The following is an 18,913-nucleotide window of genomic DNA, read 5'->3' as shown; positions in this document are numbered from 1 at the left end:
AGCGGATGTACCTATTAAAAAATCTCTAATCGTAAATAAATTAAGGTATACTCGTCTGACATAAAAGTCCACCTGCATTTTTGTGCAAAACACCCTTCTCAAATTGGCGAAAATAGTATCAACTGAAACTATAAACAATTGAATAATAGCACACTAGGTAGAGCCCAGTAAAACATCGTGTTACGATTCTGAACAGATATTTTGTTCGATATCAAACAAATCCACCTATTCCCATAAAATATTTTGGCTTAGTGATCGTCTATTCTTCAGAATATATCCCACACAATCGCCAAACTAGTATTCCTTGCGTACCCGATTCCTACTCCTAGTATTTGTTCTATTTGCCCATTCCTTGGCTGCTCAGACCTGGATCCCTTCGGATTATAAACGCTTTACCCAAGAAGAGTTTCTGCAGCTTGCAGCGGTTTATCAAACCATCAATTAAAAGAAGATGGACAGAGGACTACTTCAAGCGGCGATGTTTCATGTGACCAATTTGGAACGAGTCAAATATGGTTTACCTCCCTTTGAGCATTCGGACGCTATTGAAAGAGTTGCTTCAGGTCACGCTGCCGATATGGTTAATTTTCATTTCTATTCCCACGAAAGTTTAGTAAAAGGCAAAAAGACTGTCAATGATCGATTTGCACTAGAAGGATTACCCTCAGTCCTAGTGGGCGAGAATATTAGCTCAAGTATTGGTCTGCAATATCAGGATGGTAGAGAAATCAATATTCCCAAATCTGGGGGAATGTATACTTATGCCAGTTCAAAGCGTGAGGTGATTTTGCCGCATACTTATCTTAGCTATGCTAAGGAAGCAGTAAGGATGTGGATGAATTCTCCCAGCCACAGAAAGAGCATTCTAAATCCTCGTTTCACCAAGTTAGGATGTGGGGCTAGTGTTTATGGAAATAAGGATTTTTTCAATGTTCCTTACCTTATTGGGGTTCAAAATTTTGGTGGGAAATAAACAATACCAATTCTACAGTTTATATACATTAAGCTTGACTATTACTTTTTCATGTAAGCATTCCTAGAATTTAGATGTTTTAAAAAGGAATTAAATTGGAATCTAAGTCCATTTTAAAGAAATTACATCAAACAAATTTTTGAAATCATGTTAGATCAATTGTTAAAATTAGCGGAAGGTCCGCTTCAAGAAATGCTTGAAGGAATGAATCAGGACAAGGCAAGCGCCTCAGCCATCAAAGATTCTCTCACGAATAGCCTTCAGAAACGAGTATCATCAGGTGATACAGATGCCATTATGGAAATGTTTTCCGGAAAAGAAACCTCTCCAGGTGCCCCGGTCATCAATAGTCTTCAAGGCGATGTATCTCAAAACCTGATGGACAAATTGGGCATCTCTAAGGAGCAAGCTATGGGAATTGCTGCAGCTGCGCTTCCTATGATAATGAATTTCTTCAACAAGCGTGTAAATGACGCCCCACAGGACAATAATGACATCATGTCGTCTATTGTTTCCTCACTTCAGGGAGGTCAAGGTAAAGTAGGGACATCGGATTTACTAGGCTCACTTCTAGGAGGCGGTGGCAAAGGAGGAATGGATCTAGGTGGACTGATGGATATGGGGAAGGGATTATTTAAGTAAAATAAAAATGATTATCCGCGATGATGCCAGTCACTTTAAATTCTTTGCTAATCTGGCCTGAAAATCGATGACCGAAGACTCCCTGCACTGGCGGGACAGGCAGAAGCGGCCTCAATCCTTAAGTTTAACCTATCCTTTTTCGCTCTTGACTTCATACGGGCACAAAAGCGGATATACATAAAATTAATTCTTATGAAAACTAACCTAATTACAGCCTTTATCTTTCTTCTAGCGGCTATCAGCTTTCAAGCCTCGTCGCAAACTATCAAGTTACCTACCCCTGATTTCAAAAAGGATATGCTGGGTGCTTTCGCTCCAGGTGACGATTTAGGAATAACTAAAGATCAAAAAGATAAGTTGAGCAAAAGCAACTCTTCCTTTTTCGATAAGGTAATAGGCATAGCAGGAAGTGATGAATCAGACGATAAGAAAATAGCCAAAATCTCTGGTCTTGCTAAAGAGCAAAATTCCATGTTTGAAAGTATCCTTGGAGAAAAAACCGTTAAAGAATACCGCAAAAAGATAAAAAAACAAATACGTCCGTTTACGACAAAATACAAATTGGCTAAGTTTGTCCTGTAAAAACATTTTAACTAAACTATACTATTATGCACAAATTGAAATTTATCCTAGGGTTTGCATTGCTCTTTATCCTAGCTGGAAATGTTAACGCCCAAGGATTGAAAGTGCCAAAAATGGATCTAACTTCTCAGGTATTGGGAATATTGAATAATACGGATGGGCTCGATCTATCATCAGATCAGAAATCAAAGCTGACTAAAGAAAACTCCAGTTTTGTAGATGAACTGATGGATATAGACAAAAGCGGAAAATCTGATGATGATAAGAAAGCTGCATTTCTAGGCTTGAAAAGCAAGCATGCTAAAATCCTCACTGACATATTAGGCAATGATTTATTCAAGAAGTATTCTGGACAGATTCTAAAATCTATTAATCCACTTAAAAGTAAACTTGGGCTTGCTGCCCTAGCCTTTTAAAGGGTTTGCTACTGAAAAAAGTAAAAGCCATGGAATCAAAATTCCATGGCTTTTTTTGGTTCAAAGTAGAAGAAATTGCGGACTATCAGATTTTCAACTAAACTTTCGGAAGTTCCCAGCCATTATGATAATGGGCTTTCATCAAGTCATTCGCAGCGGACGAGGTAAATTGATTTTTAGCTGCATTCCAATATACTTTCTCTCCGGTTTTGTAAGCAATGTTTCCCATTTGGGCATTGATAGCCGCTACACTACCCGTCTGAATTGCACAATTGAGAAGGCTTGGATCATTGGCCTTAACAGCTTCCACGAAGTTGACAGCATGTAAATCCAAAGCATTTCCTACACCTTTGGTATGAGGAACTTCTTCTACTTTTGGAACTCTATTTCCATCCACTGTTTCAGTTTCAGGAATCACCTTCCACCCTCCTCTATTCACCACCAGTGTGGCATTATTCCCTATGAATGCAATACCTTCGGTCGTTCCATAATTCCCTCCATCTATACCTGTAGCATGTTCCCAGAGCATATTAAAGCCATCGTATTCATACACTGTTTGCAAGGTATCAGGCGTCTCAGATGCATCATTTGGATAAGCAAATTTACCTCCTGAGGCCATTACAGATTTCGGCGCAGAAACTCCCATCGCATATAACGCAATATCTATTTCATGTACTCCCCAGTCGGTCATCAACCCACCGGCATAGTCCCAAAACCAGCGGAAATTGAAGTGAAAACGATTTGGATTGAACGGTCGCTCTGGAGCAGGTCCTAGCCACATTTTATAATCTACTCCATCTGGTGCCGGACCATTTGGCAATACAGGAACCGGTTTCATCCAGCCTTGGTATGCCCAGCATTTCACCAATCGAATCTGACCTAGTTTCCCGGATTTAACATAATCAATTGCTTCTGCGTATTGAGAACCGGAACGCTGCCACTGTCCTACCTGCACCACTTTACCGTAACGCTCCTGAGCTTTTACCATCAACTGACATTCTTCAATGGTATTGGCAATTGGCTTTTCTACGTAAACATTTTTACCAGCAGAAACCGCGTCGCACATAATTAGGCAATGCCAGTGATCTGGAGTCCCAATGATCACGATATCTATATCCGGATCCTCGAGCAGCTTTCTGTAATCTTTGTACTGCTTTGGGCGGGTACCCCGCAGTTTAAAAACATCCTCTGTCCGCTGATCTAGTACGCTTTGATCCACATCTGCCAAGGCAACGCAATTCACTTGAGGCATTTTAAGGTGTGCATTCATATTAGACCAACCCATGCCTTTGCAGCCAATCAGGCCATAGTTAAGTTGATCAGAAGCCTTGATTTTTCTAGTAAATCGGCCAAAATCGGATGCAGTTAGAATTTGAGGCATTCCCAAACCTGCACCCAACAACATGGTGTTTTGAATAAATTTTCTTCTTGATGACATAGCATTTTGGGTTATTGAGTATAGACAAAAAAATAGCAGTTAATTAAATTAACTGCTATTTATATATCAATTGATTAAAGTTCTCGAACCCAGATATTTCTAAATCTAACTGGGTTGCCGTGATCTTGAAGCTTAATTGGAAGCTTCTCAGGATGTGCTTTATAGTTTGGAATACCGATGTATTCGGTAGGACCTTTCAAGGTCACATGATTTTGAACTACCACACCATTCATAATAACTGTAACAGTAGCTGGAGAAGTAACAATACCATCCTTATTGAAACGGGGTGCTTTGAAAATAATATCGTAATAATTCCATTCACCGGCTGGTCTCAATGCCATTGCAAGAGGAGGATACTGCTTATAAATACTTCCAGCTTGTCCATTAGTATAAGTCTTACTTTCGTAGCTATCCAGAACCTGTACTTCATACATTCCCATCAAGAAAAAACCAGAGTTTCCCCTGCCCTGTCCTTCGCCCACAATTTCTGTTGGGGCTGACCATTCTACGTGGTATTGTGCATCGCCAAAAGGTATTTTAGATTTGATATCTCCTTTACCTTTGGTAACCACTAATTCTCCATTTTCAATCGTCCATCCAGCAGGGGAACCGTCATTTGCACTTACAAACCCATTTAAACTGGTTCCATCGAAAAGCACGATGGCATCAGAGGGAGGAGCTGTGTTATTTGCTCCTGGGGTAACTTTAGGTGGCACAGGAGTGTAAAATTCAGTAGCCTCCGGTCTCATAGGTGGAGGTGTTTTATCTTGGGCAACTGCTATTGAACTCAAAGTCAATGCACTAGCAGTAATAGCTAGCGAGAAAATTCTCTTTTTCATAAGGTTATAATTTAATTTTGATGGCAGTAAGAATTCATACTTTTTGAAAAGCCTCAGTATAAAGTTTGCATAATTGCATGATTTCTTAGGTTAGATTATTTAGGGTAAGAACTTAAGGCGATAAATTACTTCAATTTGCCCTCAATCAAAAAACCATTCATGAATATTATGGAGCTCAAACCTAAACTTTGAGAAATTCATTGAACAGATGAGACCAACTAAAAATAGATTTTATTTCTCATCAAACAGGCTTATCGAGTGTAGGATAGTATAATTTTCCCTTTCAATGTTCCGTCTGGAGTTTTTAAATCCACTTCATGCAATGTCATTAACTCCTTATCAGTGACCTTAAGTAAGGTATAAATCAGCTTTTCACCATTTTCATTAGTGGTAATCAACTTGTCCTCTTCTACCACCCAAGTTCCTTTCCCATTATCATATTCTCCAACCAACTTTTGAAAAGTACCATTATCTGATAAAATCAACTTACTTCTCAAATGCTGTTCTAAGCCTCCATTGATTGTCACCACGATATCAGGGCCTTCAGTTTTCTGGAACAGAAAATCATATCCCTGCCAGTTTCCAACAACTTTATCTTCTAAATCAGCACTGCATGAAAAAGCAGTGAGTGAAAAAATCAGTAAAGAAATAGGCAATAAAAAATTACCAGCTAGCTTGGTTGTATTCATGGGTCAATTTGCTAAATAAGTATGCTAAACTAGCTTATTTGCCCATAAACAAAAAAACATCCGAAGAAGCTTCGGATGTTTTTCACCTTTAATTAAAACTTAACTTAATGCAAATTTTATCGGGATCTTCATCACCGTATTAACGGGCTTTCCATCTTTTTCGCCTGGTGTCCAATTGGACGACTTTTGGATAACCCGCATTGCTTCTTCATCACAACCTCCGCCAATGCCGCGAACAACTGAAACATTATCAATTGACCCATCAGTTTTTACCAGAAGTTCTACAATGACTACTCCTTCTACTCCTTTTTCTTTAGCACTTTCTGGATATTTGAGGTTTTCACCCAGATAAGAATACCAACCTTGTATGCCTCCTGGTGGAATTGGCATAATATCATTCTTCTCTTCTTCAGTTTGAGCTTGAGCTAATTGGATAGGTAGAAAAACCAATAGCAGCAGGAAAATTGAAAGAATTGAAATTACTTTTTGCGGGAAATTATGGGTTGTTCGTTTCATGCTTTTTAGGTTAGGTATATTTCACAAAGGGATTGTAGTTATTCTTTTTCAGAAATTTATCCGGCATTTATAACTTGAACCTTACAGGAAGTCTCATTCTTACCTTGACCAGTTCACCATCCTTTTTGCCAGGTGTCCATTTAGGCGACTCTTTTACTAAGCGCATTGCTTCCTCATCGCAACCTCCGCCTATTCCTCTTAGAATTTCCACAGTATCAATTTCTCCAGTTTCTAACACCACAAATGTGACGATCACCGTTCCTTCTATATTCTTTTCCTTTGCTAATACCGGATACTTCATATTTTCAGTCAAGTATGCCATCCAGCCATCAAGTCCACCTTTAGGTTGAGGCATTTCATCAGTTTCCATCAATACTTCCCCAGCTTCAGTTTGTGCTTGAGCTGTTTGATTTGGAAGAAAAGCGAAGAAAAGTAGAGCCGTCGCCAGAAGTAAAATTGTTTTAGAGGAGAAATTATAGACTTTCGGTTTCATAATTTTTGATTTAGTTAAGTGTATCTTAATAGTTTGAAAGCTGATGAGAATTGTTAATCAATTTATTATCAACTAATTATACCCAACAACAACGATTTCAGGCAGATTGTCAGTAGATGACACTGAAGTTGATTCAATCTTAGCATCGCTATTGGCAAGTTTGAATCGTATAGGTAATCTCATTCTAGTACTTACAACTCGATCCCTCTGCTTTCCTGGCTCCCAATTATCAGCATTTTCTACAACCCTGATCGCTTCTTCATCAACTGCTCCTCCTAATCCTTTTAAAATTTCTACGTTAGCAAGGTTACCATCCTCCTCTACAATAAATCCAACAATTACGGTCCCTTGAATCCCGGAGCGTCTTGCTTGAGCCGGATATTTAAGTGTTTTTGAAAGATATTTATGCCAAGCCGATATCCCTCCTATTGGCTGTGGGGGAACTTCAACTACATCAAAAACTTGATCTACATGATCACTTAGTTTTCTAGCTGAGAGGTCAGCAGGACCTATTTGTGCTGATTTTAATTCTCCAGCCATCATTGGCCCTTCCATTTCCTCTTCAGGAGTTATTTCACAGGAAAACACGATAACCAATGCTGCCAAAACTGGAATTGCGAGTAGAAACCTGCGCAGTTCCTTTTTCTGAGATTGTGGTTTACTCATCATAATTATTCGTTTTTTGGTTTGAAATTGGTTGAAGTTATTCATGAAGTGCCAGCCATCTCCTTTGGTGATAAGCTGAAGCAAAAGACCTGAATATTCCCTTCTAGAAAAGGATGAAGTCACACCTTGATCTGCTTGGTATTCATGCACTTCACGAAGTATTTTTTCAAATTGATAAATCAACGGATTGAACCAAAAGATAATTTTGGCACACTGGATGAATAGCAAATCCCAACTATGTTTTAAGCGAACATGTACTGATTCATGCAATATGATCTGACGTTGATCAGCTCTATTTGGATCAAAATCAGGAAGGAGAATGTAATCAAAAAATGAGGCAGGCATAAACTCAGGATGTACTGCTACCCAATAATTTTGATAGCGAAACAGTTTGGATTTCCGTATCATCTGTTTAGAAGTAAAATAGCCTAAACTCAGATAAACTGACATGAGTACCACGCCTGTTAGGTAAGTCAAAAAGACCATCTCCCGCCAGGAAAAGCTCAAAGAATCACCCTTTACAACATCTCCCACTGTAAATTCAGGAAGCGTTATTTCTCCCGATGCTAATGATGAAAAGCCCACTTGAAATGACAGGAGTGGAATTATTATAGAGAGCGTCAGCATGCCAATCAAAAGAACCCGATTCAGCGCAAAGAAGGTGAGTTCTCTCAATACACTATGATAAAACAAGACCGTAATCCCTACGCAAATACTGGCTTCTGCTAAGTAGATTATAATTGAATTCATTATTCAGAAGGCTTGTCCATGTCATCAATCATACGCTGCAAGTCTTCAATCTCCTTATCAGAAATCTTGTTCTCCTTCACCATAAAGGATAGGAAATTCCCCACAGAACCTTCGAAATAATGCTTCACCAATTGGTTTACACTTTTCTTGCTGTATTCCGCTTGGGAAATCAATGGAAAGTATTGGTGAGTGGTTCCGTAAGCTTTATGGTCTAGATACCCCTTCTTTTCTAGCAGTTTTATAGCAGAGGCCAAGGTGGTATAGGGAGGCTTTGGATCTGGAAGCTCATCAAGTACATCACGTACCAACGCTTTTTCAAGTTTCCAGAAAATGCGCATGATCCTTTCTTCGTTGCTATTCAAATTGTTCATGATGCTAGGCTAAGTATGATTTTTTTAAGAATGGTGGACGAGTCTCCGATCTATTAGCTCTTCAAAGACTTTCAACTCACCATCAATTAGTTATTTTTTACAGTCAATCAGATCAACTTAACTTAAATCGAATAGGAAGTCTCATTCTAGTATTCACTGGATTGTCTTTTTGCTTTCCAGAAATCCAATTCGGCGCGTTTTCCACCACACGAACAGCTTCTTCATCAGCACCTCCTCCAATTCCTCGCAGGACTTCTACGTCGGAAATAGTGCCATCGGTATTCACTACAAAGACCACGATAACAGTGCCTTCTATCCCCTCAGATTTGGCCTGAGCTGGATAGCTTAAGTTTTCACTCAGATAGGCATTCCATGCTGCCATTCCTCCCTGAGGTTCTGGCTGTGTTTCCACCACATCAAAGATTGGATCTCCATCTTTACCCAGTGTTCTAGCCTGAATATTAGCTGGTCCGATTTTTACTTCTTTTACTTCACCAGCCATCATTGGCCCGTCCATTTCTTCTTCAGGTGTTATTTCGCAGGAAAACACGAAAAATAAAGCTGCAAATAAAGGAATAGCTAGTAAAAATCTACGCAGTTCCTTTTTCTGGGATTCTGGTTTACTCATCATAATAATTCGTTTTTTGGTTTGAAATTGGTTAAAGTTATTCATGAAGTGCCAGCCTTGTCCTCTAGTGATCAGCTGAAGCAAAAGACCGGAATATTCCTTTCTGGAATAGGAAGAAGTAACACCCCGATCGGCCTGGTATTCGTGCACTTCTCTCAGGGATTTTTCAAATTGATAAATCAGTGGATTGAACCAAAAGATGATTTTGGCAAACTGGATCAATAGCAAATCCCAACTATGTTTTAAGCGCACGTGTACAGATTCATGCAAAATGATCTGGCGCTGATCAGTTCGATTTGGATCAAAATCCGGCAGAAGTATATAATCAAAAAAGGAGGCAGGAATAAACTCAGGATGCACAGCGATCCAATAATTTTGATAGCGAAGTAGCTTGGATTTGCCAATCATACGCTGTGAGGTGAAATAGCCTAAAATCAGATAGACAGACATGAACACAACTCCTGCCAGGTAAGTCAAAAAGACAATTTCCTGCCAGGTAAAGCTCGCTGAATCTCGTTTTACCACATTACCTACCAGAAATTCAGGGAGGATAATTTCAGCTGTACTAAGAGAAGCAATGCCTATTTGGATAGACAGTAAAGGAATGATAAATGAAAGCAACAGCATAGCAATCAATAGCACCCGATTCAGGGAGAAGAAGGTAAGTCCACTCAATACCACTCTGTAAAACAACACCGTGATTCCTACGCAAATACTTGCTTCAATTAAATAAGTTAGGATAAGATTCATTATTCCGCAGGTTTGTCCATGTCATCAATCATACGTTGCATATCTTCAATTTCCTTATCAGAAATCTTATTTTCCTTCACCATAAAGGATAGGAAATTCCCCACCGAACCTTCAAAAAAATGCTTTACTAATTGGTTTACACTTTTCTTGCTGTATTCAGCTTGGGAAACCAATGGAAAGTATTGGTGAGTGGTCCCGTAAGCTTTGTGATCCAAATACCCTTTCTTTTCTAAGAGCTTGATTGAAGAAGCCAAAGTGGTGTAAGGAGGTTTTGGATCAGGTAACTCATCAAGTACATCTCGAACTAGCGCTTTTTCAAGTTTCCAAAATATGCGCATGATTCTTTCTTCGTTGCTATTCAATTCGTTCATATTCCTAAAGTATAAACGAATTTTTAATAATCCTACGATTTTTTCGTATTACTACGGAATTTAAGCTATATAAATTGATAATCACGGTAGTGGAATATTATTCGAACAACATTACCACCTTATTAATCAATATTTTGAGACACTATATTAAAATCAAAAAATAACTCAGATCCAATTTGGAAGGTAGCCCCTAACTCTTTTTCGATTTCAACAGGTATGAATTCAAAAGCCCTTCATATTTAGTTTTCGTAATTGAAATGAAGGTCAGCTGCAGAGATAAAAGGACAATTCCTATCAGCATGATCACAGCTCATAAGAGCAAAAACCAATTTGAAGATTATTTCTATCGTCGTATAAGGTCAAAAAAGATAAGAGGAAGTTCACACCAGATTAACCAATGGTAGAGTTTTGATACTCCACTTCTAAATTTTCCTGCCTCAGTAACATTTCCACAAAGCTTATTAGCCGCCAAAAGTATCTCAGCGCCACGTTTATAACCAATATCAACAATCCTTAATCAGAAATTAACGGCAATCAAATCTCTGTCAGCTCCTCAGCAATCCATGAACTTCTTATTGATTTAGCAAACTTCTAGCAAAAGGATGTGGACCAGAACATTTACTCCATAAGGAAGCGAAAAAATTGAAGCTGAAAGAGCTCCTGACGGGCTACTTGAATCATGAAAATAACAATAACCTAGATTGCTTTTGGCTCCATACTGGCACAAAAGAGTATATACCTATTCCTCGAATAGCCCTACTCTTCTTCATCTTCAATTGTGATAGTTCTAGTAAGCACAGACGCCACATTAAAAAACCCCAACACCTCAGAATCACCACTTTCTACTAGAATATTTGAAGCTGGATTTTGTGGAGGAGGTGAGAACAAACCACCGTCATTATAGAGTAAGTTGACCAATTGAGTTAAATATTCATAGGAACTATCATTCATTCTAAAAAGCTCAAGCCTGATTTTATCCCCTTCGTCGAAGGAATAATTCAGCTCCAGCCCCTCCTCAAAAAATTTTAACCCAAATGTGTCGTCAAAAAGCAAATAATCATCCCTATTGTTCTTTAAGGTATCATTCTCAATTACTCTGATTCTATAATAATTATCTGTTTCAAACGGGATTTCCCCATAGACTTTAATGTAATAGCCTTCATCTCTAAAAAGCCTTTCTTCTTGGTATTCATAAGTAACACTATCCACAGTAGGAGGAGCCAAAAGAGTACCTGATGACGTGAACACATTATTATTCCAACGCACAGTAAGCTGATACTTCTCCCCCACCTCTGCTTTCTCTCCGGAATTTAGTGGCAAATAGCTATTTGAATACACATTATAAGCGAAAGGGATTTTACGAGCGCTTCCTTCTTCAGATATAAATACCTCCGCATCAGATATTACCTGAGTCTCCAAGGTGTCAAAATAATCCTCAGCCAGTGAGACACGGACTTCATTGTAATAGCTATTATCTGTCCAAGTAGCCTCTATCACTGGCACATCCCCATCAATAGTCGCCAAAGGCAAGAACACTTCTTCCTGACAGGAAAAAGCAGCTATTGCTAGTATCAAGATCCAAAATCTCTTCATGTTAAAACTGAAAATTATAGGTGATTGATGGTAAAAATGTGAAGAGGTAAGTCATTACTATGCCTTGGCGGGTTGAAACTATTGGACCGTCTTCACTACTGTCATATCTGAAGTCATCATTATAAATCTCTCTGAATTCATATGCAAATGGGTTTTTTCTTCCATACAGATTATAAACAGAGAAGTTCCAACTCCCCTTCCATTTCCTCCCTTTGTCAGCATTTTTCCAAGTGACCGAAGCGTCCATTCGGTGATAATCCGGAAAACGGTCTTCATTTCTGTAATCTGAATACAAGGGAACAGATTGATTATCTAAATCATATACACCAATCGGAAAGGACACTGCCTGCCCAGTGGTATATATGAAAGTAAGACCGGCTGACCAAGAAGGAGAAAACTCATGATTCAAGACCAGCGTGATGTCATGAGGTCTATCAAATCGAGGATTGTATTTCTGCCCCTTAGAGATGTCAGTTATTTTCCTCCAAGTCCTGGAGTAAGTATAGGCTAACCATCCAGTAGTTCTTCCAATATTTTTTCTCAATAAAAACTCAGCACCATAAGACCAACCTTTTCCTGTGAGAAGTTCTGTTTCCACATTATCTGTAAACAACACTTGAGCTCCATTTCTTAGGTCTATGACATTTTGCAGATCTTTGTAATACCCTTCCACAGAAAATTCCCAACGGTTTTCGTCGAAATTCCTAAATAAGCCCAAAGAAACCTGATCTGATCGAATCGGTGGAACATATGTTCCTGCCAAAATCCATCGATCGATGGGAAGACCTGCTGAGGAATTTGAAGCTATTTGTACATATTGAAAATTCCGGTTATACGCCGCTTTCACGGAGAACTCATCGTTGATAAGGTATCGAAAAGCAATCCTAGGTTCCAATCCTTGATAAAATTTCATGTTCTCAAGTGTACTATAATTCACCGTATCTATTACAGGGCTGTCTGGCCCAACGATAGAATTTTCATAAATATAGTCCACGCCTTTTCCTATTTGGTTGAAAAATCCCCATCTAAGTCCAGCTTCGGTGCTCAATTTAGGAGTGAGCTCGTAAGTAACACCTGCGAATGCACTGTTCAAAAATCCATTTTTCGGATTGGTCACTATAGGCTGTATGTTACTATCAGCTGCAGGATTCAATTCTATAGGAGCAAAATGATACAGCTGACTTTGGAATCCCCAATAGCTTTGGATCTTATCACTAGTCAGCAAGGTCCACTGCCCTTTTAGGCCCGTTTCTGATAGTTTATTTTTCCATTCAAAACCTGTATTAGGATCATCAAATTCAACTTGGTAGTCATAGCGGGAATGATACCCCTGTAAATCAAAGAATAGCTTTTCGGAGATATTTCTACTCCATTGAGCTGAGGAAATCCAGTTGCTCCAACCCAAACCAAATTGATCGTCAAGTCCCAAAAAATCACTCCCTTGATAGCTGGAAACTGTCAGCTTATCTTTTTCACTTAAAATAAATGATAATTTCCCACTCAAATCGTGAAAATTGAGCTTATTGTTTCGGAGGTCTTTATCATTGGAAAGCTTCAAAAACAAGTCAGCATAAGTCCTTCTACCAGAAATGACAAAAGTAGATTTATCAGAAAACAAAGGCCCATCCAAAGTCAATCGCGAAGAAATACTTCCTATCCCTCCTTCACCGTGAATTTGCTCATTATTTCCTTCCCGCAAGGTCACATCTATAAGAGAAGATAGTCTTCCCCCAAAGGAAGCCGGCATATTTCCTTTGTAAAGCTCAACTTGATCGAGCGCATCAGGATTAAAGACCGAAAAGAAGCCAAAGAAGTGCGAAGGATTATAGATAGGCGCCCCATCCAATTGCACTAAATTCTGATCTGCCGAGCCTCCCCTCACAAACAAGCCTGTAGTCCCTTCACCGGCTGTCTGCACTCCAGGTAACAACTGCAAACTTCTCAGCAAATCAACTTCGCCAAAAAGTGCAGGAATATTTTTGATAGTAGCTATTGGGATTGTAGCCTTGCCTGTCTCCATATTTCTCACTTGTTCATCAGGCCTTCTTTCTTGGATTATGATTTCGTCGAGTGACATTTCTTCGGGCTTGAGGAAAAAACGCTGCGTTTTCTCCAAGTCTTTGGAAGTAATGACACGAGTAGAAGTTTCATACCCTATAAAAGAAACAATCAGGCGAGCCGGTAAAGGTTTTATTTCAATCCGAAATACTCCATTGATATCGGAAACTACTCCTGATGAAACATCATTCTCCCAATAGACGCTAGCTCCTGGAAGAGGCGAAGTATTCGTCACATCCAAGACTTCAGCGGAGAAAAAGCTAGTTTCCTGAGCGCTGGCACTGTAAAACAGTAAAATGAAAAAAGAAAGTAAAATGAATTTATTCCGCTTGCCTGATGGCTCCATCCTTCGTTTATTTGAATTGTAATCTCAAAATTAGACGATTCAAAAAAATTAATGTTTGTTAATTATCAATAACATTTGAATTTACCTTCACCACTTATAGCATTCTTCCTTTTAAAGTAATCTTTATTTTATAATTTCAGGCTATGATTTGGGCATATCCGGACGTAAAACTCACCCTCTTGCTAGCCGGCATATTCGGTTTGCTATATTTTATTTATCTATTTCGCTACTGGAAGATTAATCGAAAACTGGTGGTGGAAAAGCGCAGGCTATTCACTAAGGTGGTCATCAGGACTGTCTATTTTGTGTTATTCCTGATCGCTTTTGCAGGTCCATCCATAGGAACTTCATTGAAAGAAATACAGGAAGAAGGAAAAGACATCTTCATTGCTGTGGATTTGTCCCAATCGATGAATGCCCCTGATATCGGACCAAGTCGCCTTCAGCGAATTAAGTTTGAGCTAAAAAATCTTACCAAAAGCTTTCCTTCAGATAGAATTGGACTGATTATTTTCAGTTCGGAAGCATTTATGCAATGCCCCCTTACCTTCGATCAAAGCGTACTTCAATTATATATTGATGGATTGAATACGGGTTTGGTCCCGAACTTTGGCACCGATTTGAATGGTCCATTGAAAATGGCAGAAGAAAGATTCTTGAATGATGAAAGTCAGGAAGTGAAATCCAAAACAATCATTTTGATCTCTGATGGAGAAAACTTTGGAGATGATTTGGACGAAATTGGCTCCCGGTTGAATAGTGAAGGAATAAAAGTGTTTTCACTTGGCATTGGAACTGAGGGGGGAAGTAGCATTCCAAGAGGAAACGGCTTGGTAATAGATCCACAAACTGGAAAACCAGCCCAAACAGTTCTTGACCGAGCTCCGTTACAGCAAATTGCCTCTGAAACAAATGGTCAGTACTTTGAGATATCAGATGAAGTGCAGGAAATTGGTGATTTAATAGCAGCAATAGAACGCGTAGAAGGCGGTGTAACTGGTTCCAGAGTGGTGGAAGCTTCCGCAAATAAGTACTTCTATTTCTTATTAGCTGGCTTAGTTCTTTCTATGCTAGATATGATTTTACCGATCAAAACTATCAAACTATAAATGAATTGGAGTAAGCTAACATTGGCAGTTTTTCTTCTGATTCCCGCATCTTGGACTCGTGTATCCAGGTTGAATTCCGCCATAGATTTGGCAGGAGAAAGCTATGCAAAAGCTGAATACGAGCAGTCAATTACCAACCATCAGGTCCTTATTGATGAATTTGGGTACACTTCTCCAGAGCTGGATTACAATCTCGGATTAAGCAATCAATTTGCTGAGAAAGTGGAAGAAGCAGCAGGCTATTACGACAAAGCTTCAATAGCGCCAAATAAGATGCTCGCTTCTTTCGCATACAATCAAGGAGGCGTTTTACTAGGAGATAAAAAGGAATACGAGCCTGCTCTCTCCAAATTTAAATCTGCGTTGATTCAAGATCCTAATAACGAAGTAGCCAGATACAATTATGAATTACTGGCAAGGTGGTTGCAACGTGATGAGGAGCGCAAGAACGAAGATCAAAATAAGCCCGAACCATCAGAATTTGCGAAGCGTAAGAAAGCAGAGGCAGATAGGCTAGTGGAACAATTCCGCTTCAAAGATGCGTTGAACCTAATGAATGAAGCTAGACTTCAAGATGAAACCGTTGATGCATATCAAGATTTTATGACGAGTCTTCAAGAAATCACAGAAATCGATGAAAAATAAACTCCTATTACTTCTTGGATTTATATTGACCCTAAGCCTGTCGAGCACCATAGCACAAACTTCAGGAGAATACTTTAATCGAGCCGCACGTTCCTATGTCAAAACTGAAAAGGATCAGGCATTAGCGACGGTAAACGATGGCTTGACCAAATACCCTGGAGACCCAAAGCTACAGGCTCTTAAAGAAAAGCTAGAAAAAGATAAGGAAGAGCAAGAAAAGCAAGATCAACAAAACCAAGAGAATCAAGACCAGCAGAACCAGGAAGAAAAGCAGGAGCAAAAAGACAACTCTCAACAAGGAGAAGATGGAGAGCAGCAGGAGCAAAAAGAGGATGGCGAGAAAACCAATGAGGATAAAGCCAAAGAATCTCAGTCTGGAGATCCTTCCGAACAAAGTGAGGATAAGCCTGGAGAAAATTCCAACGATCAAAAAGATGCCAATCTAGCTGACAAACAAAAGGCTATGGAGGAGTTTAAGGAGAAGTTAAAAGCTATGAACCTGACTCCTGAGCAAGCTGCACAAATACTGGAAAGTATGAATGCTGCAGAATTGCGCTATATCCAACAAAACAAGAAAAAAGCTACAGAGAGACCTAAGAGAGGGATTCCTGACTGGTAAAATAGCAAGACCGAAGCTAGAAGACGGGAGACGGAAGTGGCTTCGGTCTTCTGTCTTCGGTCTTCTGACCTAAAATCTAAACCCAAATAACTATGATTAAAGAAGTATATATCGTTTCGGCTGTGAGAACACCTTTAGGAAGTTTCGGCGGGAAATTAGCTGGTTTGACAGCAATAGAATTAGGCAGCACCGCCATTAAAGGAGCTTTGGAAAAAGCCGGTGTTAATGCAGAATCAGTTCAGGAAGTTTTTATGGGAAATGTGATTTCCGCAAACCTTGGACAGGCCCCAGCAAGACAAGCTTCTATAGGCGCGGGAATAGGATACAATGTTCCTTGTACTACCGTGAATAAAGTTTGTGCCTCCGGCATGAAAGCGGTGATGTTTGGCGCTCAGTCTATTATGCTTGGAATCAATGACGTTGTTGTAGCAGGTGGTATGGAAAGCATGTCTAATGTGCCTTTTTATGTACCAAAGGCAAGATTTGGTTACAAATATGGCAATGCTGAATTCGTGGATGGATTGGTGAAAGATGGCCTGTTCGAAGTATATAATAAATTCCCAATGGGAAACTGTGCGGATAATACTGCCAAAGAGATGAACATTTCCAGAGAGGCTCAGGATGCATATGCTATCCAATCTTATCAAAGATCTGCCGATTCATGGGCTAAAGGTTACTTCAAAGATGAAGTGGTTCCGGTGGAAATGAAAGGCAGAAAAGGCGAAACAATCGTGATCGATGAGGATGAGGAATATAAGAACGTAATGTTTGATAAAATCCCTTCCCTTAGACCCGTATTCGACAAAGAGGGAACAGTTACCGCTGCCAATGCTTCCACGATGAATGATGGAGCTTCAGCATTAGTATTGGTGAGCAAGGAAAAAGCCGAGGAATTAGGTTTAAAGCCTTTGGCGAAGATTAGAGGTTTTGCAGATGCTGCGAAAGACCCACTTTGGTTTACCACTGCTCCTGCCCTAGCCATTCCGAAAGCTATCAAGCACGCTGGGTTAACTACTGAGGACATAGATTTTTATGAAATCAATGAAGCCTTCTCCGCCGTAGCTTTAGCTAATCAACAAGAACTAAACCTGGACAATGATAAAGTAAACGTATTTGGTGGTGCTGTATCTTTAGGACATCCATTAGGAGCTTCAGGAGCAAGAATAATCAGCACATTAAATTCTGTTCTACATCAGAAAAATGGCAAAATCGGCGTAGCTGGCATATGCAATGGCGGTGGCGGGGCGTCTGCTATTGTCATTGAAAAAATGTAAGCCGAAATTTATCTTTTGACCTCAAGGCAATCAGTCTTGAGGTTTCTTTTTATCCTATGAACAAACTCCTCTTACTTGTTTTTTACTGCTCTATTGCCCAATTCACAAAGGCTCAGGACACTATTCGCACGTATTACGATGAAGAGCAAACCTTGGTCAAAGAAATATATTTCACAGTAAATGGTCAGGCAAATGGTGAAATCATACGCTATGACGAAGAAGGAAATATTATTCAAATCGGCCAATTAAAAAACGGACAAAAGAATGGGATTTTTGCTGATTTGCATCCAGCGACTGGTGACACGTTAAGAATTACTCCATTTATAAATAATATTAGGGAAGGTGTCTCAAAGAGTTTTTTCCCAGATGGAAAGCTAAAACAAACTTCTACCTATTTGGACAATCAGATTGTCGGGGAGGTAATTACCTACTATGAAACTGGGCAAGTCAGAGACAAAACTAACTTTATCGCAAATAAACCAAATGGCCTCAGCGAGACCTTTTACGAGTCTGGAAAGCAAGCTTCGAAGGTATATTTCTCAGCAGGTCGTTATGACGGACTTTTTCAGGAGTTTTATGAAAATGGGCAACTGATTATAACTGCCACCTATTCCGATGGAGCACTAGATGGAAGAGAAACTCAATATTATGAAGATGGTCAGATATTATCAGTCATAGACTATTCCGACGGAGTGCTGGATGGGGTTTATGAATTGAATTATCCAGATGGATCTCCCGAACGAAGAGGAAACTATAAAAAGGGATATGAAGATGGTGAGTTACTATCTTATCACGAAAATGGAAAAGTGAGAGAAAAATCAGTTTTCAAAAAAGGAATCCCAATTCAGCCTACCGAAAAATATTATCCGTCTGGGAAAATTGAACAGAAGAAGACCTTTGATAAAAATGCAAATCTGGTATTAGAGATCAATTACTATGAAAACGGTCAAGTTCATTTTGCGATAAATTACCTGAATAATAAAGCCCAAGGCGAGGTTAGAATATTCCGTGAAGAAGGTTCGTTAGAGGAAATCAGACGCTTCCAAGAAGGAAAAATACACGGAAAGCGAGAGTTTTTTGATGAAAATGAGAATCTGACCAAAACCGAATTCTACGAAAACGGAAACAAAACAGATAAATAATAG

General features: G+C 39.4%; 21 protein-coding genes. 10 read left to right on the top strand and 11 right to left on the bottom strand.

Annotation, left to right across the window (positions count from 1 at the left end):
• The first annotated feature begins 304 nt into the window (after positions 1–304).
• The 5 genes from QOL76_RS18190 to QOL76_RS18170 all read left to right on the top strand — a co-directional run bounded on the left by QOL76_RS18190 (position 305) and on the right by QOL76_RS18170 (position 2,613).
• Positions 305–445, top strand: a complete 141-nt coding sequence (locus QOL76_RS18190) for a hypothetical protein (protein WP_283414386.1) — start codon at positions 305–307, stop codon at positions 443–445.
• Positions 446–451: 6 nt separating this feature from the next.
• On the top strand, positions 452–973 hold the full coding sequence (locus QOL76_RS18185) for a CAP domain-containing protein (RefSeq protein ID WP_283414385.1): 522 nt from the start codon (positions 452–454) through the stop codon (positions 971–973).
• Positions 974–1,120: 147 nt separating this feature from the next.
• Positions 1,121–1,615, top strand: coding sequence for a DUF937 domain-containing protein (locus QOL76_RS18180; RefSeq protein WP_283414384.1), 495 nt, complete (start codon positions 1,121–1,123; stop codon positions 1,613–1,615).
• Between the two features lie 192 nt (positions 1,616–1,807).
• Positions 1,808–2,197 carry a hypothetical protein gene (locus tag QOL76_RS18175; protein WP_283414383.1) on the top strand — a complete coding sequence of 130 codons (390 nt, stop codon included), beginning with the start codon at positions 1,808–1,810 and terminating at the stop codon, positions 2,195–2,197.
• A 26-nt stretch (positions 2,198–2,223) separates the two neighbouring features.
• Positions 2,224–2,613 (top strand): hypothetical protein, encoded by a 390-nt coding sequence (locus QOL76_RS18170; protein ID WP_283414382.1) that lies wholly within the window; start codon positions 2,224–2,226, stop codon positions 2,611–2,613.
• 97 nt (positions 2,614–2,710) lie between these two features.
• On the opposite strand, the gene QOL76_RS18165 is transcribed toward QOL76_RS18170, so the two are convergent.
• The 11 genes from QOL76_RS18165 to QOL76_RS18110 form a co-directional block, all read right to left on the bottom strand.
• Positions 2,711–4,051, bottom strand: a complete 1,341-nt coding sequence (locus tag QOL76_RS18165; protein ID WP_283414381.1) for a Gfo/Idh/MocA family protein — start codon at positions 4,049–4,051, stop codon at positions 2,711–2,713.
• A 74-nt stretch (positions 4,052–4,125) separates the two neighbouring features.
• Positions 4,126–4,890 carry a 3-keto-disaccharide hydrolase gene (locus QOL76_RS18160; RefSeq protein WP_283414380.1) on the bottom strand — a complete coding sequence of 255 codons (765 nt, stop codon included), beginning with the start codon at positions 4,888–4,890 and terminating at the stop codon, positions 4,126–4,128.
• A 251-nt stretch (positions 4,891–5,141) separates the two neighbouring features.
• Complete coding sequence (locus QOL76_RS18155; RefSeq protein ID WP_283414379.1) at positions 5,142–5,579, bottom strand: hypothetical protein; 438 nt, start codon at positions 5,577–5,579, stop codon at positions 5,142–5,144.
• A gap of 99 nt (positions 5,580–5,678) precedes the next feature.
• The gene (locus QOL76_RS18150; RefSeq protein ID WP_283414378.1) at positions 5,679–6,095 is read right to left on the bottom strand and encodes an energy transducer TonB; all 417 of its coding nucleotides are present in this window, start codon (positions 6,093–6,095) and stop codon (positions 5,679–5,681) included.
• A gap of 67 nt (positions 6,096–6,162) precedes the next feature.
• Positions 6,163–6,588 (bottom strand): energy transducer TonB, encoded by a 426-nt coding sequence (locus QOL76_RS18145; protein WP_283414377.1) that lies wholly within the window; start codon positions 6,586–6,588, stop codon positions 6,163–6,165.
• 72 nt (positions 6,589–6,660) lie between these two features.
• Positions 6,661–8,004, bottom strand: coding sequence for a M56 family metallopeptidase (locus QOL76_RS21285; RefSeq protein WP_377918588.1), 1,344 nt, complete (start codon positions 8,002–8,004; stop codon positions 6,661–6,663).
• Positions 8,004–8,375 (bottom strand): BlaI/MecI/CopY family transcriptional regulator, encoded by a 372-nt coding sequence (locus QOL76_RS18130; protein WP_283414376.1) that lies wholly within the window; start codon positions 8,373–8,375, stop codon positions 8,004–8,006. The genes QOL76_RS21285 and QOL76_RS18130 overlap by 1 nt, the downstream gene beginning before the upstream one ends.
• A 112-nt stretch (positions 8,376–8,487) precedes the next feature.
• A complete protein-coding gene (locus tag QOL76_RS18125; protein WP_283414375.1) occupies positions 8,488–9,753 on the bottom strand; it encodes a M56 family metallopeptidase in 1,266 nt (421 codons plus the stop codon).
• Entirely contained in the window at positions 9,753–10,124 is a 372-nt protein-coding gene (locus tag QOL76_RS18120) for a BlaI/MecI/CopY family transcriptional regulator (protein WP_283414374.1), read from the bottom strand. The genes QOL76_RS18125 and QOL76_RS18120 overlap by 1 nt, the downstream gene beginning before the upstream one ends.
• Before the next feature lie 756 nt (positions 10,125–10,880).
• On the bottom strand, positions 10,881–11,717 hold the full coding sequence (locus QOL76_RS18115) for a DUF4249 family protein (protein ID WP_283414373.1): 837 nt from the start codon (positions 11,715–11,717) through the stop codon (positions 10,881–10,883).
• A 1-nt stretch (position 11,718) separates the two neighbouring features.
• Positions 11,719–14,121, bottom strand: a complete 2,403-nt coding sequence (locus QOL76_RS18110) for a TonB-dependent receptor (protein WP_283414372.1) — start codon at positions 14,119–14,121, stop codon at positions 11,719–11,721.
• 143 nt (positions 14,122–14,264) lie between these two features.
• Here QOL76_RS18110 and QOL76_RS18105 point away from each other — a divergent pair, with 143 nt between their 5' ends.
• The 5 genes from QOL76_RS18105 (at position 14,265) to QOL76_RS18085 (ending at position 18,910) form a co-directional block, all read left to right on the top strand.
• A complete protein-coding gene (locus tag QOL76_RS18105) occupies positions 14,265–15,230 on the top strand; it encodes a VWA domain-containing protein (RefSeq protein WP_283414371.1) in 966 nt (321 codons plus the stop codon).
• A complete protein-coding gene (locus QOL76_RS18100) occupies positions 15,231–15,875 on the top strand; it encodes a hypothetical protein (RefSeq protein WP_283414370.1) in 645 nt (214 codons plus the stop codon).
• A complete protein-coding gene (locus tag QOL76_RS18095; RefSeq protein ID WP_283414369.1) occupies positions 15,865–16,494 on the top strand; it encodes a hypothetical protein in 630 nt (209 codons plus the stop codon). The genes QOL76_RS18100 and QOL76_RS18095 overlap by 11 nt, the downstream gene beginning before the upstream one ends.
• Before the next feature lie 95 nt (positions 16,495–16,589).
• Positions 16,590–17,768, top strand: a complete 1,179-nt coding sequence (locus tag QOL76_RS18090) for an acetyl-CoA C-acyltransferase (protein ID WP_283414460.1) — start codon at positions 16,590–16,592, stop codon at positions 17,766–17,768.
• 56 nt (positions 17,769–17,824) lie between these two features.
• On the top strand, positions 17,825–18,910 hold the full coding sequence (locus tag QOL76_RS18085) for a toxin-antitoxin system YwqK family antitoxin (protein ID WP_283414368.1): 1,086 nt from the start codon (positions 17,825–17,827) through the stop codon (positions 18,908–18,910).
• Positions 18,911–18,913 lie beyond the last annotated feature (3 nt).

The sequence above is a fragment of the Algoriphagus winogradskyi genome (assembly GCF_900182815.1).
Lineage (GTDB): Bacteria > Bacteroidota > Bacteroidia > Cytophagales > Cyclobacteriaceae > Algoriphagus > Algoriphagus winogradskyi.
This window is presented reverse-complemented; position numbering and strand designations above follow the sequence as displayed.

What these genes read in the sequence shown, in the direction of transcription:
- QOL76_RS18185 (WP_283414385.1), top strand. Translation starts at nt 452, where the DNA reads ATGGACAGAGGACTACTTCAAGCGGCGATGTTTCATGTGACCAATTTG.
- QOL76_RS18180 (WP_283414384.1), top strand. Translation starts at nt 1,121, where the DNA reads ATGTTAGATCAATTGTTAAAATTAGCGGAAGGTCCGCTTCAAGAAATG.
- QOL76_RS18175 (WP_283414383.1), top strand. Translation starts at nt 1,808, where the DNA reads ATGAAAACTAACCTAATTACAGCCTTTATCTTTCTTCTAGCGGCTATC.
- QOL76_RS18170 (WP_283414382.1), top strand. Translation starts at nt 2,224, where the DNA reads ATGCACAAATTGAAATTTATCCTAGGGTTTGCATTGCTCTTTATCCTA.
- QOL76_RS18165 (WP_283414381.1), bottom strand. Translation starts at nt 4,051, where the DNA reads ATGTCATCAAGAAGAAAATTTATTCAAAACACCATGTTGTTGGGTGCA.
- QOL76_RS18160 (WP_283414380.1), bottom strand. Translation starts at nt 4,890, where the DNA reads ATGAAAAAGAGAATTTTCTCGCTAGCTATTACTGCTAGTGCATTGACT.
- QOL76_RS18155 (WP_283414379.1), bottom strand. Translation starts at nt 5,579, where the DNA reads ATGAATACAACCAAGCTAGCTGGTAATTTTTTATTGCCTATTTCTTTA.
- QOL76_RS18150 (WP_283414378.1), bottom strand. Translation starts at nt 6,095, where the DNA reads ATGAAACGAACAACCCATAATTTCCCGCAAAAAGTAATTTCAATTCTT.
- QOL76_RS18145 (WP_283414377.1), bottom strand. Translation starts at nt 6,588, where the DNA reads ATGAAACCGAAAGTCTATAATTTCTCCTCTAAAACAATTTTACTTCTG.
- QOL76_RS21285 (WP_377918588.1), bottom strand. Translation starts at nt 8,004, where the DNA reads ATGAATTCAATTATAATCTACTTAGCAGAAGCCAGTATTTGCGTAGGG.
- QOL76_RS18130 (WP_283414376.1), bottom strand. Translation starts at nt 8,375, where the DNA reads ATGAACAATTTGAATAGCAACGAAGAAAGGATCATGCGCATTTTCTGG.
- QOL76_RS18125 (WP_283414375.1), bottom strand. Translation starts at nt 9,753, where the DNA reads ATGAATCTTATCCTAACTTATTTAATTGAAGCAAGTATTTGCGTAGGA.
- QOL76_RS18120 (WP_283414374.1), bottom strand. Translation starts at nt 10,124, where the DNA reads ATGAACGAATTGAATAGCAACGAAGAAAGAATCATGCGCATATTTTGG.
- QOL76_RS18115 (WP_283414373.1), bottom strand. Translation starts at nt 11,717, where the DNA reads ATGAAGAGATTTTGGATCTTGATACTAGCAATAGCTGCTTTTTCCTGT.
- QOL76_RS18110 (WP_283414372.1), bottom strand. Translation starts at nt 14,121, where the DNA reads ATGGAGCCATCAGGCAAGCGGAATAAATTCATTTTACTTTCTTTTTTC.
- QOL76_RS18105 (WP_283414371.1), top strand. Translation starts at nt 14,265, where the DNA reads ATGATTTGGGCATATCCGGACGTAAAACTCACCCTCTTGCTAGCCGGC.
- QOL76_RS18100 (WP_283414370.1), top strand. Translation starts at nt 15,231, where the DNA reads ATGAATTGGAGTAAGCTAACATTGGCAGTTTTTCTTCTGATTCCCGCA.
- QOL76_RS18095 (WP_283414369.1), top strand. Translation starts at nt 15,865, where the DNA reads ATGAAAAATAAACTCCTATTACTTCTTGGATTTATATTGACCCTAAGC.
- QOL76_RS18085 (WP_283414368.1), top strand. Translation starts at nt 17,825, where the DNA reads ATGAACAAACTCCTCTTACTTGTTTTTTACTGCTCTATTGCCCAATTC.